At 38.0% G+C, this 15,709-nt stretch carries 17 protein-coding genes, 1 pseudogene and 1 riboswitch; of the genes and pseudogenes, 12 read left to right on the top strand and 6 right to left on the bottom strand.

Annotated elements, in window-relative coordinates; translation table 11 throughout:
* Positions 1–4 precede the first annotated feature (4 nt).
* Positions 5–106: riboswitch (purine riboswitch) on the top strand.
* Positions 107–217: 111 nt separating this feature from the next.
* Complete coding sequence (locus tag QNH29_RS16460) at positions 218–811, top strand: xanthine phosphoribosyltransferase (protein WP_283860468.1); 594 nt, start codon at positions 218–220, stop codon at positions 809–811.
* Positions 811–2,121: a nucleobase:cation symporter-2 family protein gene (locus QNH29_RS16455; protein ID WP_283860467.1), complete on the top strand. Its 1,311-nt coding sequence runs from the start codon at positions 811–813 to the stop codon at positions 2,119–2,121. The genes QNH29_RS16460 and QNH29_RS16455 overlap by 1 nt, the downstream gene beginning before the upstream one ends.
* A gap of 38 nt (positions 2,122–2,159) precedes the next feature.
* Here QNH29_RS16455 and QNH29_RS16450 read toward each other — a convergent pair whose 3' ends face one another.
* The 6 genes from QNH29_RS16450 to QNH29_RS16425 form a co-directional block, all read right to left on the bottom strand.
* The gene (locus QNH29_RS16450; RefSeq protein WP_283860466.1) at positions 2,160–3,281 is read right to left on the bottom strand and encodes a Ger(x)C family spore germination protein; all 1,122 of its coding nucleotides are present in this window, start codon (positions 3,279–3,281) and stop codon (positions 2,160–2,162) included.
* Between the two features lie 2 nt (positions 3,282–3,283).
* Positions 3,284–4,390: a GerAB/ArcD/ProY family transporter gene (locus QNH29_RS16445; protein ID WP_283860465.1), complete on the bottom strand. Its 1,107-nt coding sequence runs from the start codon at positions 4,388–4,390 to the stop codon at positions 3,284–3,286.
* 20 nt (positions 4,391–4,410) lie between these two features.
* Positions 4,411–5,916 carry a spore germination protein gene (locus QNH29_RS16440; RefSeq protein ID WP_283860464.1) on the bottom strand — a complete coding sequence of 502 codons (1,506 nt, stop codon included), beginning with the start codon at positions 5,914–5,916 and terminating at the stop codon, positions 4,411–4,413.
* Positions 5,917–6,021: 105 nt separating this feature from the next.
* Positions 6,022–6,213, bottom strand: coding sequence for a spore germination protein (locus QNH29_RS16435; protein WP_283860463.1), 192 nt, complete (start codon positions 6,211–6,213; stop codon positions 6,022–6,024).
* Between the two features lie 115 nt (positions 6,214–6,328).
* Positions 6,329–6,469, bottom strand: a complete 141-nt coding sequence (locus tag QNH29_RS16430; protein WP_283860462.1) for a hypothetical protein — start codon at positions 6,467–6,469, stop codon at positions 6,329–6,331.
* Positions 6,470–6,540: 71 nt separating this feature from the next.
* Complete coding sequence (locus tag QNH29_RS16425; RefSeq protein WP_283860461.1) at positions 6,541–7,050, bottom strand: methylated-DNA--[protein]-cysteine S-methyltransferase; 510 nt, start codon at positions 7,048–7,050, stop codon at positions 6,541–6,543.
* Positions 7,051–7,195: 145 nt separating this feature from the next.
* Here QNH29_RS16425 and QNH29_RS16420 point away from each other — a divergent pair, with 145 nt between their 5' ends.
* The 10 genes and pseudogenes from QNH29_RS16420 to QNH29_RS16375 all read left to right on the top strand — a co-directional run bounded on the left by QNH29_RS16420 (position 7,196) and on the right by QNH29_RS16375 (position 15,658).
* A complete protein-coding gene (locus QNH29_RS16420; RefSeq protein ID WP_283860460.1) occupies positions 7,196–8,119 on the top strand; it encodes a DNA-3-methyladenine glycosylase family protein in 924 nt (307 codons plus the stop codon).
* Positions 8,120–8,465: 346 nt separating this feature from the next.
* On the top strand, positions 8,466–9,374 hold the full coding sequence (locus tag QNH29_RS16415; protein WP_283860459.1) for a putative selenate ABC transporter substrate-binding protein: 909 nt from the start codon (positions 8,466–8,468) through the stop codon (positions 9,372–9,374).
* 13 nt (positions 9,375–9,387) lie between these two features.
* Complete coding sequence (locus QNH29_RS16410) at positions 9,388–10,140, top strand: phosphonate ABC transporter ATP-binding protein (protein WP_283860458.1); 753 nt, start codon at positions 9,388–9,390, stop codon at positions 10,138–10,140.
* A gap of 1 nt (position 10,141) precedes the next feature.
* Complete coding sequence (locus QNH29_RS16405; protein WP_283860457.1) at positions 10,142–11,779, top strand: PhnE/PtxC family ABC transporter permease; 1,638 nt, start codon at positions 10,142–10,144, stop codon at positions 11,777–11,779.
* A 265-nt stretch (positions 11,780–12,044) separates the two neighbouring features.
* On the top strand, positions 12,045–13,211 hold the full coding sequence (locus QNH29_RS16400) for an MFS transporter (RefSeq protein ID WP_481858734.1): 1,167 nt from the start codon (positions 12,045–12,047) through the stop codon (positions 13,209–13,211).
* 66 nt (positions 13,212–13,277) lie between these two features.
* Positions 13,278–13,619, top strand: coding sequence for a hypothetical protein (locus tag QNH29_RS16395; protein WP_283860456.1), 342 nt, complete (start codon positions 13,278–13,280; stop codon positions 13,617–13,619).
* A 198-nt stretch (positions 13,620–13,817) separates the two neighbouring features.
* Positions 13,818–14,174, top strand: a complete 357-nt coding sequence (gene cccB / locus QNH29_RS16390) for a cytochrome c551 (RefSeq protein ID WP_283860455.1) — start codon at positions 13,818–13,820, stop codon at positions 14,172–14,174.
* A 145-nt stretch (positions 14,175–14,319) separates the two neighbouring features.
* Positions 14,320–14,487, top strand: coding sequence for a hypothetical protein (locus QNH29_RS16385; RefSeq protein ID WP_283860454.1), 168 nt, complete (start codon positions 14,320–14,322; stop codon positions 14,485–14,487).
* Positions 14,488–14,502: 15 nt separating this feature from the next.
* Positions 14,503–14,829: pseudogene (locus tag QNH29_RS16380) on the top strand (thioredoxin domain-containing protein); the annotation flags it as partial.
* Positions 14,830–14,956: 127 nt separating this feature from the next.
* Entirely contained in the window at positions 14,957–15,658 is a 702-nt protein-coding gene (locus tag QNH29_RS16375; RefSeq protein ID WP_283860453.1) for a hypothetical protein, read from the top strand.
* Positions 15,659–15,709 lie beyond the last annotated feature (51 nt).

The raw sequence follows: 15,709 nt of genomic DNA, 5'->3' as shown, positions 1-15,709 counted from the left end.
GAAAATAAATTTATAAGGTTTCACTCATATAATCGCAGGGATATGGCCTGCAAGTTTCTACCGGATTGCCGATAACAATCTGACTATGAGTGGGTAATGTAAACGGCGCTTTTTTGCGTTCATACATTTGGTCAAAAAGCCCAAATGTCATTGCCTCACTCAAATTCGATGTGAGCAATGACGTTTGGGCTTTTTATTTTTTCATAGGGGGATAAACATGAGATTATTAGAAGAAAAAATTCAAAAGGATGGCAGAGTCTTAAATGACAATGTCTTAAAGGTAGATTCGTTTTTAAATCACCAAATTGATCCTCAATTAATGAATGAACTTGGAAAAGAATTCGCACAGCGATTTTCAGCGGAAGGAATTACGAAGATCGTTACGATTGAGTCTTCTGGGATTGCTCCTGCTGTGATGGCTGGATTATATATGAATGTTACAGTGATTTTCGCGCGAAAGAGAAAATCCGTAACCTTAACAGATGACCTTCTGACAGCAAGTGTCCATTCTTTTACTAAAAATGAAACGAATGAGCTTGCAATTGCAGCCAAGTATTTAAATGAAAATGATAAAGTTTTGATTATCGATGACTTTCTGGCTAACGGTCAAGCTGCTCTCGCTTTGGTCGACATGGTCCAACAAGCAAATGCTTCCGTTGCGGGTATTGGTATCGTGATTGAAAAATCATTCCAGCCTGGGGCTCAGAAATTGAAGGATAAAGGATTACGAGTTGAGTCATTAGCTCGAGTAGCCTCTCTTTCAAATGGAGAAGTAACGTTTAAACATGAGAAAATGGAGGAATTGGTCTAATGAAACAAAATCCGTTTAAAATCGCATCACTAGGTATTCAACATGTATTAGCGATGTATGCCGGAGCTGTCATCGTCCCTCTAATCGTGGGCGGTGCTTTGAACCTTACTGGAGAGCAATTAACCTATTTAGTTTCCATTGATATCTTAATGTGTGGAATTGCGACCATATTACAAGTTTGGCAGAATCGGTTCTTCGGAATCGGGTTGCCGATTGTCCTTGGATGTACCTTTACGGCTGTAGGTCCGATGATTGCCATAGGCGGAGAGTACGGTATTTCAGCAATCTATGGTTCTATCCTCGTTTCAGGTTTAATTGTCGTCTTGATTGCACAATTTTTTAGCAAGTTAATAAAATTCTTCCCTCCTGTTGTTACAGGATCTGTGGTTACAATTATTGGTATTACGTTAATCCCAGTGGCGATGAACAATGTCGCAGGCGGACAAGGCAGCCCTGATTTTGGCTCCCTCTCAAATATCAGTCTTGCATTTGGAACACTGTTATTCATTATTCTACTCTATCGTTTTACTAAAGGGTTTATTCGTTCCGTTGCCATTCTCCTCGGTCTTGCGGGTGGAACCCTTGCAGCGGCATTAATGGGCAAGGTAAACTTTGCAGCTGTTGGAGAAGCATCATGGTTCCATATGGTGAAGCCATTTTACTTTGGTACCCCTACCTTTGAATGGACGCCGATTATTACAATGACCCTAGTCGCGATTGTTAGTTTAGTTGAATCAACTGGTGTTTATTTTGCCCTGAGTGATATCACTGGAAGAAAGCTTAAGGAAAGTGATTTGGCTAAAGGGTATCGTGCAGAGGGCCTTGCGATTATCTTAGGAGCTATGTTCAATGCGTTTCCGTATACAACCTACTCACAAAACGTAGGACTTGTACAGCTTTCAGGTGTCAAAACCAAAAATGTTATCTACACAATGGGTGCCATGTTAGTGATCTTAGGATTCGTTCCTAAAATTGGTGCCTTAACTACTGTTATTCCAACCCCTGTTTTAGGCGGTGCGATGGTAGCAATGTTCGGAATGGTTATTGCTTATGGAATTAAAATGTTAAGTAAAGTAGAATTTGCTTCACAGGAAAACTTATTAATCATTGCTTGTTCTGTTGGAATGGGCCTTGGAGTTACCGCGGTGCCAGATTTATTTGCACAGCTTCCTGAAAGTGTGAAAATCCTAACGAATAATGGTATTGTTGCTGGAAGCTTGACGGCTATTTTCTTAAATATTGTATTTAATGTTGCTAAATCTTCAAAGCAGAGTCAAACAAATAATCCAAGCAGTCAAGGTGCTGCTTAATACTAGTAAAAAAGCTGCCAAATTCAATGGCAGCTTTTTTACTCAATAAGCCCTGTTCTTTTTACATTAAAGTCTACATTTACATTGACTTTAGCCTCTTTAAACATTTTATACCATTTTTCATCGGTAAGTTTTGAGTACCTTACTGAACTTCTATATCTTTCTCCGAGACCAAAGATATCAGTTTCCTTTGTTTGGCAATAGGCAATGAGTTTTTCAATCTCTTTTGTCACGCTCTTCGTAATGGCCTTCTCGATTAGCTTAATTGTTTCTGGATTTCCAAGATCAACATTACTCGTCAGTTCAAGCAGCCTGCCAGATAGTTTAATATTAATATCAAATTCCGGTTTTTCTTTGTTTACTAGCTTAATTTCACTACTGCTGTCGAGGGAATCGATTGAGGCAACCGTCTTGTTAAGCCGGCGGTTCCTGGGCTTGAATTTCGAACTTTTAATCACTATATCCTTGATTCCGCCTTTATAGTTGTCAATGACCAGGTTAAGATAAAAGCTTTGTTGTGTACTTATTTTTCCAACAAATTTACTTCCTTTAAACAAAGCTACCCCTGAAAAACCTACTCCCTCATTCCCTTCTTTTTTTAGAATGGGCAAAATGGGTTCTCTGCCAACCGAGAAATGGTTATGTAAAACTTCTTGCAAAGTAGCGGATGGTATTACTTTTCCTTCTGTGTTTTGATTGATAAGGTCAAAAAGATGAGTTCCGATATCAGGAATATGTTTAGCTTTCACCTTTAATATATCACGTGCTGTCCCATCTGCCATGGCTAAGTATGTCAAATCACTTACGGATGGGTCATTGGTCAAGGTTTCTGCTATCCCTGTGTTACCTTGTTTAAGAAGTTCTTTACCATATACAATTACACGAAGCTGCCCTGAGGCAAGCCTTTTTGAGGACTTTTTATTTGCATTATTTCGAATTCCTCTTATTGAATAAGCTTCAGTCTCTAAAACCACCACATCTTGGGTTGAGGCAGGGTCTATTTTTAACTCAACAATGGTTCCTAAAATACTGCCATTTTTCGCAAGATCAAGTCCATAAGTAGTGATAAGACCGACTTCTTCAAGAATTCTAGGTTCTGCACACCCGCACAGCAACAAAAAGGAAAATGTCCAGCACCAAAAACATCCTTTTTTTCTCATTTTTATTTCTCCTTAAGGGATGCCATTTTCTTTTTTATCAAAGCCAAAATATAAAGAATAAATGGATAACAAAACGTAATATAAAAAGCCATACTGGCAAAAAGGTCGTTAAATTGGTTAATTTTAGTTCGTGAATTGAAAAACAAACTGACCAAAAAAATGACAAACGAAAAAATCAAGATGAGCCCCTTCCGTTTTTTCTCAAAAGTACGCCTTACTCCGCGTACGGCTGCCCAAAAATATAGCAATAGATTTGGAAGGATGATGAGCAGCCAAAAAGAAACGGCCACATACTCCGTTCTTTCGATAAAAGGCAGTTTTACGATTTTAAATAAGGAAAGAGTTGGCCAAATCGTATTCTCCAATTGACCAGCACTAAAATAGGTAATCGTGATGAGGATAACCATCAAGTATAATAGATTTGTTCCGGCGATTCCTAGATGTGCAAACTTTGAAACTTTCTCTCTTTCCTTTAAGAAAGGGTATACAACATAGAGAATTTCAAAGCCTATTATGGTGAGCGTCATTTTATGCGTCCCCTTTAGAATCGATGAAATACTTGATTCCATTACGGGAAGGAGATGGTGATAGTCAGAAAAACGTAAAGGAAAGCCAATAACACCCAGCATCCAAACGGATAGAATGATGCTGAAAAAACATGCACCTACGATCACTCTTAATCCGCCAGTCACCCCATAAATAACTAATAATAGAATTGAGATTGAAAATACCCATGTAGGTACGATTGGGAACACCCATGTTTGCATAACCTCAATATAGTTAATTAAAACAATCACAAACATCCATAAGCAATAAAGGATATATAAACTATTAACGATCTTTCCAATCCATTTTCCGTACACTTCATTGTGGATGCCATAAATATCTGTCGGTCCGTATAATTGCAGCGTCTTAATCATAATCATGACAACAACATGAGTGAAAAGGCCAGCTAAAACAACGGAAATCCACGCATCGTGCTTCGCTTCTATAAAAATGATTCGTTGGAACCCCTGTATTCCAATCCCAACTTGTATCGAATGAATAATAAAAAATAGAATAAAGGTATTTAAAATATATTGAGGGTTTGGTTGATATTGAACTTTCATTGAGTCACCCGCTGCCTAGGTCAATTATGTTTTTTTGCCTTTGTTGGGTCATATTTATATTCGTCTTCAGCCATTGTTAAGTCCGGTCTTTTGTTTGTGAAGGATAATGGCAGTCGAATGATGCTGTCCTTCCAGTCTTTAAAACGAGGCGGATAAAATGGTGCTAGATAAGGACTTCCCAAGCTGGATTGTCTTAATAGGTGCAGAAGCAAAAAGCAAAAACCGTACATCATTCCATAAAATCCCCAGCAACCAGCCAATATGATTAGTGGAAATCGAACGATACGAATAACATTTCCCATTGTATAACTTGGGGTTACGAACGAACCAAGAGCTCCTAACGAAATGATAATAATGAGGATGTTACTCGTAAAACCTGCTTCAACAGCAGCTGTTCCGATTACGATACCGCCAACTATACCCATCGTTTGACCTACTTTTGTTGGCAGACGGGCACCCGCTTCTCGTAATAATTCCATTATAAATTCTAATAAAAGTGCTTCTATTATCGGAGGAAACGGTACCTTCGCCCGCGACTCAGTTAGTGTAAATAACAAAGTTTGTGGGATAACCTCATAGTGATAGGTTAGGGACGCAACATAGAGTGCAGTAAAAAAAACGGAAAGGAATAAGGCAATGAATCGTAATAATCGCCAGAATGTTGCAATCTGCCAATTAACATTACTATCCTCCATACTTTGAAAAAATTCCATAAAAGATTGTGGACAAACAATCGCCAATGAGCTACCTTCTACAAAAATAGCCAGTTTTCCCTTTAGCAGCCAATCTGAGACCCGATCGGGTCGTTCTGTTAACGCCATTTGCGGAAATATGGTTAATGAATTCTCTGCAAGAAGCTGCTCTAACACCGAACTGTCAATAATTCCATCAATCTTTATCTCTTGAATCCTTTTTCTAAGACTATCAACCATTTGTTCTGAAACAATACCGTTAATGTAGACAATAGACACCAATTTATTTGTTCGAGATCCTACCTGTAAATTTTCAATACATAAGGACGTATCCTTTATGTAATTTCGAACAAGGGTGATATTGTTCATTAAGCTTTCTGTAAATGCCATTTGTGGCCCAATGACCTGAGATTCGTTTTGAGCGTACGAAACGGATCGTCCAACTCTTGAAGGGATTTTTGCTAAAAGAACGGTTGAATTCCCTTCTAAATATATGATTACATTTCCGTCTAGAGCAGCTTGGACTGCCTTTTCCATCTGATTTGACTTTTCAATCTCACCAATTGACAAATGCTCCATGATTTTTTGGATAGAATCGAAGGCTGGGTCTTTTAGCGGATCGATAATATCTCTATGTAGCATTGTTTTGTCTATTAATGTCCCTACTGAGAATAAGGTAATCCCGGAGATTCCAATTTGATTCTCTAAAATGTCTGCGCTATCCTGAAGTCTTTTTTTAAACTCAACCGACATTTTTTCTCTTGTCTCTGGAATTAGATCCATGTTCTTTTGTTGTAATTTCCCTTTAGGTGAAAATAGCTTTTTAAAGAACAATTTCAGCCACCCTCTTTCCAATAAAGACATTTGCTTAGAGTATTATTTACCAACTAAACCTCTTTATACCATCCTCTCTTTTGTGGCAAAAAAAAAGCGGTGCTTTTAGCAACGCTTAGGGAAACTCAGGATTTGTTCATTCACAGAATCCATCTCAGAATCGGCGCCTGTGTTGTCTTCGCCAGAGCCGCCAATGGTTTTGGTGATGGAGATGGGTGAAATGTAAACAGCACCGCCAAAGTTAACAATCCCGCCTGAAACTGTCCCAATTGAAACATTATTATGGTTCGTAACCAAAGTAACCCCTCCTTGGTGTTACTATTATGGTATGTAAGGGAAGAGTCATGGTTCTTGATATACAAAAAAGAAAGAACCTATATAGGGCTCTTTCCTGAATGATTCTTATTATCTCTTAAAAAAACGATTTAAACAGTTCTTGGTGATTGTTACATTCCCTGCAGATATATTCGATTTCCAAAGGGTCTTCTCTTACCATATGTACCGTATCTCTGCTGCAGTTCTCACAAAATTTAACTTCTTCGATTTCTTCCATGAAATAATCACCTCGTTTTCTTAATTCATAAGAAATAGTATGTCCAAAATCTAGCTAGTTTTATTATTTTTTTAATGGTGATCCTGCTCTAGCTTTAAAAGCTGTTCCTTCATGTCTAATCCTCCGCGAAAACCAGTAAGTTTCCCGTTCTTCCCAATAACTCGATGGCACGGTACCGTTAAGAGTACGGGATTGGCGCCAATGGCGGCACCAACGGCACGAACAGCTGTTGGCCTTTTAATCACATTAGCAATGTCTGAGTATGTCCATGTTTCTCCATAAGGAATTTTACAGAGTACCTCCCACACATCAGTCTGAAATTTGGTTCCCTTTAATTCTTGGGGAATGGTAAAAGTATTACGTTTACCTTGAAAAAATTCCTTAAACTCCACTGCATATGGCTCCATGACCTTATCATCCCTAACCAATTGACTAACAGGATAATGTTTATATACCCAAACCTCTAATTCTTCAAACGGCTTATCCTGAGAACCAACGTAACAGAGTCCTTTTGAAGTTGCTGCCATATACAGTTTCCAATTTTCATATACCAATTGTGTCCAATATAGTATTTGGTGCATTATCAACACTCCACTCTTATCAGCTTTCTTCTATCAGTATACCTATTTAGAGAATCAGTTTTAAGTCTTTCAGAATGAAAATACAAGATTTTAATTTGCCTAAGTGTTATAACTGAAATTAGTACTTTAAAAGCGGAGGTTGATCATGACTATCCAATCTTGGGAAGATAACGGGTATGAACTGAAACTGTTTTTACCGAAAGAATTCGACTTTGAAGAAAATATAAATTACTTATCGAGGAATCGAAACGAATGCCTTTTTCACATCCATGATAATCGTATTTATAAAGCCATTCAGATAGGAGAAGAAACACCAATTATTGAAGTACGTTCTGCAGATGAAAACCATTTAATCGTACGTTTTCTAGGCGAACAAATACCAACTAGTAGAAAAATCCGTTCTGATGTAGCCCTCCATGTCAGGGAGTGGTTTGATTTAGACAGGGATTTAAGTCCGTTTTATTCCATGGCAAAGGATGATCCCCTTTTGGGTGAAGCTGTTGAATCCTTTTACGGTTTGCGGATTATCGGAATTCCCGATATATTTGAAGCACTTTGCTGGGGCATATTAGGGCAGCAGATAAATCTCTCTTTTGCCTACACCTTAAAAAGGAGAATGGTTGAAAAATTTGGTCGAAGTGTTTTGCATAACGGTGCCACTTATTGGGTCTTTCCTTCCCCAGCAGAAATTGCAGAACTACCTGTAGAGGAATTGGAAAACTTGCGCATGACGAAGAAGAAATCAGAATATATCATCGGAGTAGCACAACAAATCGTAGATGGGAAATTATCCAAAGAAATGTTGCAACAGATGGGAGATTATAAAAGTGCTGAGAATATCCTAGTCAAAATACGCGGTATTGGTCCCTGGACGGCTAATTATGTATTAATGCGTTGTTTAAGGTATCCCTCTGCTTTCCCTATTGATGATGTAGGACTGCAGAATTCCATTAAACACCGATTAGATAAAGAAAAGAAACCCACCAAAGAAGAGATTCTTAAATTAGCGGTAAATTGGGCTAATTGGGAATCCTATGCAACTTTCTATTTGTGGAGATTTCTTTATTGATACGTATTTATTTTTTTACCTGAGTCAACCATTAAGACACAGACGCTTTCGTATGCCAGGAACCTATTTTTACGAAAATTAGGTAACCAAAGGTTGGAATGTCGAAGAATGGTCACAAAAATAAACGCGCAATAATTTTCTATCTCCCGTAAAATATGCGGGAGATTTCTTTATTATCAAGGTTTTATTCTTACTATCCTAATATTTAACTATCGTTATTTTAGATGAAAATCGATTGGATAAATAGATAAAATGAATTTAATCAAAATAAACAATTCTTTATAATCAAGTTGGCAGGTAACATAACTACGGTGTTAAACGACAAATCTATGAGGTGAATGATTTTATGAAAAAATGGTTAACTGGCATTATTTTATTTATGCTTGTTTTTTCATTAGCAGCCTGTGGGCAAACTGAAGATAAAACAACAGAAGAAAAAGAAGGAAATAAGGAAACAAAAACAGAGGAAGTATTTAAAATCGGTGCAATTCCCGATCAAAATGCTGCATTTCTTCAATCAGGAATGGATGCAGTTGCGAAGCAGTTAAGTGAAGAAACCGGCATGAAGGTAGAATTCGTCCCTTCTGTTGATTATGCAGCCTTAGTTACTGGATTCCAACGTGGTGAAATCCATTTAGCTTGGTTTGGAGGTTTAACAAGCGTTCAGGCTAGAAATCTTGTTCCGGAAGCTGAATCCATCGTACAGCGCCCGCGTGATGCAGAGTTCAAATCCGTATTTATTACGCAAGAAGGCTCAGGAATTAATACATTAGCGGATTTAAAAGGAAAATCATTTACTTTTGGCAGTGAAAGCTCTACTTCAGGACATTTAATGCCGCGTTATTTCTTAAATGAAGAAGGTATTGACCCTAACACTGATTTTAATGGAAAGCCTAACTTCTCAGGCTCACATGATACCACTTACAAGCTAATTGAATCTGGTTCATTTCAAGCTGGTGCGTTAAACATTTCTGTTTGGGAAGCCGCAGTAAAAGAAGGTAAAGTTGATACAAATAAAGTGAAGGTTTTCTATACAACTCCAGATTATTACGATTATAACTGGACAATCAATAGCAACGTGGAAGAAGTATTTGGCAGAGAAGCTAAGCAAAAAGTAACAGACTCGCTTCTTTCTATGCCAGGCGATTCAAAAGAGATTGCCGACTTGTTCCAAACCGACAAATTTATTGAAACAAAAAATGATAACTATAAAAAGATTGAGGAAGTTGCAAAAGAATTAGAGATTATTAAGTAGTAGGTGTTGTTACATGTCTTCAAAGACAATGATTGAAGCAAAAAACATATCGAAACATTTTGAGCGGAAGATAGCCTTATCTTCCCTTTCTTTTTCTATTAATCAAGGTGAATTGGTGGCATTAATCGGTCCCAGCGGTGCAGGAAAAACCACTTTATTGAATACCATTGCCGGTCTAGTCCCTCTTCAAAGCGGCGAGCTCCTAATAGACAGTCTGCCTCTTACAGAATACAAACGAGGAAAGAAGTTTGCCAAAAAAATTGGTGTCATCCGCCAACAGTTCGATTTAATTGGTCCTCTAGCGGTTATTCATAATGTACTCGCGGGCAAATTATCAGAGTGGAGTTTAGTCAAATCATTATTTTCACTACTAGTCCCTCAAGAAAAGGAATCCGCCCTAACAGCACTAGAAAGAGTCGGGCTCAGAGATAAATCTTACGAAATAACGGCAACATTGTCGGGCGGTGAACAGCAGCGTGTGGCAATGGCAAGATTAATGGTACAGAATCCAGAAATCATTCTAGCAGATGAACCTGTAGCGTCCCTCGACCCAGCTCGTGCCGACGATGTCCTTTCCATACTGACAAAAATTGTTTCAGAGGAAAATCAAACATTAGTTGCAAGTCTGCATTCAGTGGAGTATGCAAGGAAATATTTCACAAGAATTATTTCACTGAAAAACGGTGAAATATTTTTTGATTTGCCAACAGAACAAGTAAGTGATGAGCTATTAAATGATCTTTATCAGCTTAAGGAGCAGGATTAATATGATGAAGCTAATCCCCTCCCTTCAATTGCATAAAAGATTCATCCTTTCTTTACTATTGCTGGCAGTTTTCGTTTGGAGTCTTACCTCCATTCAATGGAACTCCGAGCTATTTCATGCAGGTGGTATACCAACCATGCTGCAGATATTTGAAGGTCTAATCAAGCCAAATTTAGAATCAAGCATATTATTGGCCGGGTTAGAGTCAGCATGGATTACGCTGGCTTATGCTGTTGCCGGTATGTCGCTGGCCATTGTATATGCTTTTATTGTGGGTGTTCTTGCCTCTGGAACCTTAACTTCAAGTAGATTTTCGCGTATGATTTCTAAGGTTTTTTTTAGAGGTATACTAGGTTTTACTCGTTCCATTCATGAATTAATTTGGGCATGGCTTTTTGTAGCAGCCGTAGGATTATCCCCATATGCTGCAATCCTAGCGCTAGCGATTCCTTACGGCGGGATTCTTGGTCGTATTTTTGCAGATATGCTAAATGATGTTCCCGAGCAACCAATAATCGCCTTAAAAGCAGCAGGTTCCTCGCGGTTTCAGACGCTGTTTTATGGGTACCTCCCATTGGTTTGGGCAGATTTTATAAGTTATACCATGTACAGGTTTGAATGTGCAATACGTTCTTCCGCCATTATGAGTTTTGTTGGACTGGGCGGGCTCGGTTTTCAAATTCAATTGGCACTGGCGGATTTAAAATATAATGCCGTTTGGACTTTTGTTTTTTTCTTAATTGCACTTGTGATATTGGTCGATGGATGGAGCCACTTGGTCCGAAAGGGATTAACTGAGCATAAAAGAAAAATAGGTTTTGGTTCGGGCTGGATGTCTGTCCTATTTGCCTCATTCTTAATCGTTGGTTCGTGGATGTATATCTCAATTGGTGAAAATGCTAGTTTATTTGAGCTATTATCTGAAAAAAATATCGAATATGCGAATACGTTTTTCGGCGGCCTTCTAGGAATCCATCACGATAATCCAGCATTCCTGGATGGAGAAAGCTGGGCATTGGCACTCAAACTTACAATGGAAACTCTTGAAATGAGCATTATGGCAATTGGATTTTCCACACTCGTCGCTTTCATTACGGTCATTCCTGCCGCAAGAAATATTGCCAATGGGAATCTTACATTAAAAAAGAGATGGTATAATTGGCCGTTATTTGCTTTTATCCGGCTTCTTTATATTTTTTCAAGGTCTGTTCCAGAGTTAGTCTGGGCCATGATGATTATCTTTATTTTTAAACCTGGAATTTTACCAGGTGCGTTGGCATTAGCCCTTCACAACTTTGGTATCCTTGGGAAACTTTGGGCAGAAGTTGTGGAAGATATGGATCCTAGACCTATTCGTAACTTAGCAGCCGCAGGAGCTTCCAAAATGGAAATCTTCTTTTATGGCATTCTTCCTCTCGTTCTTCCGCGATTTCTTACCTATATTTTATATAGATGGGAAGTTATCATGAGGACGACGATTGTAGTAGGATTTGTTGGTGCAGGTGGTCTAGGAATGGAATTCAAGCTTGCGATGAGTTATTTTAACTATACACAAATTACGTTACTATTATTATGTTATATGATTCTTGTCTTCATTGCAGACTTTGCATCCGAATCAACCCGGAAAGCAGTAAAATAATGAGCACTTGTCCCTTTAGGCTTGTGCTCTTTTTTATCTATATCTCCCTGCTATAATTTAGCTAGCAGGTGATAGATTGTTGCTACTTTTTTGATAGGAGTTAATTAGAGGTTATCCTATCATCATAGAAATTTATTTTAAATAATAATTTGAAATGCTTGTATTAGATTCATGTTTTCTATTATCCTAAGCATAGCGCCAAAATTTGTAGTACTTTTTACATAAAAATTTAAGGCTGTTTAGATTATTTAGGAGTTGGAGTTATTTGGAAACAAAAAGAGCTTTACTCATTTTATTTTTAGTTATGTTCCTAGTCATGATAGGCTTTGGTATCATTATTCCGGTTCTGCCATTTTACGCCGAAGAAATGGGTGCCTCCCCTACGCAATTAGGATTATTAATGGCTGTTTATTCTCTGATGCAGCTAATCTTTGCACCGTTTTGGGGGAAATTATCCGATCGTATTGGTCGTAAGCCAATCATGATGATAGGAATCGCTGGATTATCTTTATCGTTCTTTATCCAAGCGATGGCCACTGATCTTTGGATGTTATTTGCCGCTCGTATTATTGGAGGAGTCCTATCTTCAGCCAATATGCCGACTGCGATGGCCTATGTCGCCGATATTACCACTCCGGAAAACCGTGGGAAAGGAATGGGGATTGTAGGTGCAGCAGTAGGATTAGGCTTTGTATTTGGTCCTGCTATTGGCGGAATATTTTCAAAATCAAGTATGAGCATGCCATTTTATTTAGCAGGTGCCTCTTCCCTGATTACGTTAGTCATCATTTTCTTTTTCTTGAAAGAGTCTTTACAAAAAAATAATTCTAATGCAGATCAAAGTAGAACGCAATCGAGATGGAAGGCATTCTCTGGCCCTGCGTCCGTATTGTTTTTATTACAACTACTAATTTCTCTCTCACTTTCTGGCTTAGAAGCAACGTTCGCTTATTTTGCTGCAAAGAAGGCTGGTTTAGGAGCTGCTCAGCTAGGTTATATTTTTATGATTATGGGGTTTGCTGGTGCCATGGTACAGGGTGGCATGGTAGGCAGATTAACAAAAAAATACGGTGAAGGTACAGTTATTCAAGGTGGAATTATTGTATCTGCGATTGGTTTTGGATTAATTCTATTTGTTGACAGTTTTACAACTGCTGCTATATTTTTATCAATCTTTGGTATTGGAAACGGCGTCATTCGTCCCAGCGTCTCTTCCCTGCTGACGAAAACTACTGATGCAGGCCATGGAAGCGCAACAGGATTGCTATCTTCTTTTGATTCCTTAGGAAGAATCATTGGTCCTCCACTTGGAGGATGGTTATTCTCTCTTTCAATCGGTTTACCTTATCTATCTGGAGCCATCATATCTGTTTTGGCCTTGATTCTATTTCAATTTTATCGAAGAAAAGCTGTAGTGTTTAAAACAAACTAGCATATGTAATAAGGACATGCATAAGATAGGTTACGGAGATGTACTTGTAAAAAGGAGTCGAGATGAATGAAAAAAAATTCTCATTTCACGACGTTTTTATTCCTGTGTGGTTTTGTTGCGCTCGCAGCCTATCTTGATTCACCGTTTTCAATTATTCATAGCAGTTATTCCTATTCGACAACCAGTGAACCTGCAGTGGTACAACCAGTAGACGTAGAACCGCCAACAGATGTGCCAGTGTTGGAATATATGCTGGACGATGTAAAAAAAATGAATGGATACTTCGTCGAGACCTATCAGGAATATGAAGTCTATTACGATGAAGATGGAAAAGTGGTTAAACGAGAACCTACATCAAAAACCGAGAGTATCCGATACTGGGAAGAAGATCTTAAAATGGAACCGTAGCAGCTGTCGATTAATCATCGTCAGCTGTTTTTTTGTATGCAAAGCGTTCCAATAAATAAAAATTACATAAAAAGATCTCATATTTATTTGAATGATTATATCCCACTTTAAACTGTACATTGACATAGAAAAACCACTTACTGCAGAATATTCAACGGCTTACTTAGAAAACATAGTATTATACGGAGGTGATAATATATGAAAAAACTGCTCTATGGGTTAATTTTTATTGCCTTACTAGGCTTTATAACAGCCTGCGGCGGCGGTGACGATGAAACTGAACAGGATACAACAACTACTGAGGAACAGGCTGGCGATGAACAACAAACCGCAGATGCTGGTGATGGAGATGCGCTTTATCAACAAAACTGTTCTTCTTGTCACGGTGGAGATTTAAAAAGTGGAGGAGCTCCTGACTTAGACAAGGTCGGCTCTAAATACTCAAAAGATGAAATTGAAGAAATTATTGTAAAGGGTAAAGGCGGTATGCCTGGAGGAATCCTTACAGGTGAAGACGCAGATGCCGTAGCTTCATGGCTTGCAGAAAAGAAATAAGCAGGAAAAACCAGAATGGAAAATCCAATCTGGTTTTTTATTTTGAAAAAGGTTTTACATCTAATCCAATTATTTGATTGGTAAAATAGTTTACACTACAATTAAGGTGTTAATGCACAATTCAATAGAATAAAAGGAGCACTATATGAAAACAAAAGTACTAGTTTTTTTCTTCATAGCAGTTTTAGTATTAACAGCATGTGGACAAAAGGCACTCAGCGAGCCAATTACGTTACATAACCAAAATGGGAAAGAAGTCACATTTCCATTAGAAAAACTGACAGTTTTCTTTTTTATTACAACATACACCTGAGGACTTTGCCATCAGCAACTAGTTCAGTTGCACGAAAATCTTGGTAAACTAGATGGTATGGATGTAGAAATGTACATCATTAGCAAAGATTTACCCGAAGAACAGCTTCAATTATACAAAGAATTAGAGAGTATTTATGGAAAAAGTCTCTCCTTCATATCTGATCCCGAGTTAGAATTAATAGACCACATGGGGATGAAAAATGGCGATGTCGCATATAGAGGTTATGGCATGCTTGATCAAGACGGGAAAGTTGTTTTTAAAACAGTTAATGATCACTGGGGAGAGCAAATTGATAAAACAGTAGAAGAAATTAAGGATGAATATAATAATTTAAACTAAATTTGAACTATCTAAATTTACCTCATCTTGCGACAATCCACAATCAACTCGATTGTGGATTGTCGTTTTTTAAATTAGATGGAACCAAAAATTAAAGGATTCGTCTATATTTATGAGGGGTGATGGAATGAGAAAATGGGGTCTGTTTATTTTACTATTGCTTGTTTTAACTGGTTGTCGGTCAACACCATTTGACGGACATAGTGTTATTGACTGGATTGATTTTATTAAGTGGGATGGAATTGAGTACAACGGGATTTATTCAGGTGTTTTAGCGGATGAAAAATATATCGGGGAAAAACTAGGCACAGTTAAATATAAAGTCGCTGACAACGTAACAAATCCAAACTACAAAATTAGAAATGGTGACGCCGCCTTTCACGAAAAAGGAACCGAGATTTTCGCCATTATTGGGCGGCCATATTTAATAGCGGTAAAGGATGCCAGCCAAATTAATGGCTATAGGGTTTATTATTCAAGGGACGGAATCGATCAAAAATGGCATTTTCATAATGTGCCACTTGATAAAGTTAATAAAGTAGAGATCTATCAACCTTATACAACTGAGGGAAATAAACTTCTAAGTAATTATACAAATCGTGAAGAGTTTACTCCCCTTCTTCAGCTATTAGAGAATAGTGAAGAGTCACCGAATTTTCAGCCCAATATGGAAAAAGGCGACCCGGTCCATTTCCATATTGTTTTGTATACAGACGAACCTATAGCTTATCAGTATAACGTGCAATATGATGGTACTACCTACTTTTGGTTTCCATGGGATACGGAAATTCTATCAAATGACATCGAAACCTTTCTTAAGGGAAAATAATCCATTTGATTAGCTTATAAGATACTATTAATACCAGTCTGCTAAAAAAGC

The sequence above is a fragment of the Neobacillus sp. DY30 genome (genome assembly GCF_030123065.1).
Classification (GTDB): domain Bacteria; phylum Bacillota; class Bacilli; order Bacillales; family Cytobacillaceae; genus Neobacillus.
Note: the sequence above shows the minus strand (reverse complement) of the source record. Positions and strands in the feature narration are given on the sequence as shown.

Coding starts and splice junctions, on each gene's coding strand:
- QNH29_RS16425 (WP_283860461.1), bottom strand. CDS start 7,050: ATGCACCAAATACTATATTGGACACAATTGGTATATGAAAATTGGAAA.
- cccB (WP_283860455.1), top strand. CDS start 13,818: ATGAAAAAACTGCTCTATGGGTTAATTTTTATTGCCTTACTAGGCTTT.
- QNH29_RS16445 (WP_283860465.1), bottom strand. CDS start 4,390: ATGAAAGTTCAATATCAACCAAACCCTCAATATATTTTAAATACCTTT.
- QNH29_RS16395 (WP_283860456.1), top strand. CDS start 13,278: ATGAAAAAAAATTCTCATTTCACGACGTTTTTATTCCTGTGTGGTTTT.
- QNH29_RS16450 (WP_283860466.1), bottom strand. CDS start 3,281: ATGAGAAAAAAAGGATGTTTTTGGTGCTGGACATTTTCCTTTTTGTTG.
- QNH29_RS16460 (WP_283860468.1), top strand. CDS start 218: ATGAGATTATTAGAAGAAAAAATTCAAAAGGATGGCAGAGTCTTAAAT.
- QNH29_RS16415 (WP_283860459.1), top strand. CDS start 8,466: ATGAAAAAATGGTTAACTGGCATTATTTTATTTATGCTTGTTTTTTCA.
- QNH29_RS16410 (WP_283860458.1), top strand. CDS start 9,388: ATGTCTTCAAAGACAATGATTGAAGCAAAAAACATATCGAAACATTTT.
- QNH29_RS16405 (WP_283860457.1), top strand. CDS start 10,142: ATGATGAAGCTAATCCCCTCCCTTCAATTGCATAAAAGATTCATCCTT.
- QNH29_RS16375 (WP_283860453.1), top strand. CDS start 14,957: ATGAGAAAATGGGGTCTGTTTATTTTACTATTGCTTGTTTTAACTGGT.
- QNH29_RS16385 (WP_283860454.1), top strand. CDS start 14,320: ATGAAAACAAAAGTACTAGTTTTTTTCTTCATAGCAGTTTTAGTATTA.
- QNH29_RS16420 (WP_283860460.1), top strand. CDS start 7,196: ATGACTATCCAATCTTGGGAAGATAACGGGTATGAACTGAAACTGTTT.
- QNH29_RS16430 (WP_283860462.1), bottom strand. CDS start 6,469: ATGGAAGAAATCGAAGAAGTTAAATTTTGTGAGAACTGCAGCAGAGAT.
- QNH29_RS16455 (WP_283860467.1), top strand. CDS start 811: ATGAAACAAAATCCGTTTAAAATCGCATCACTAGGTATTCAACATGTA.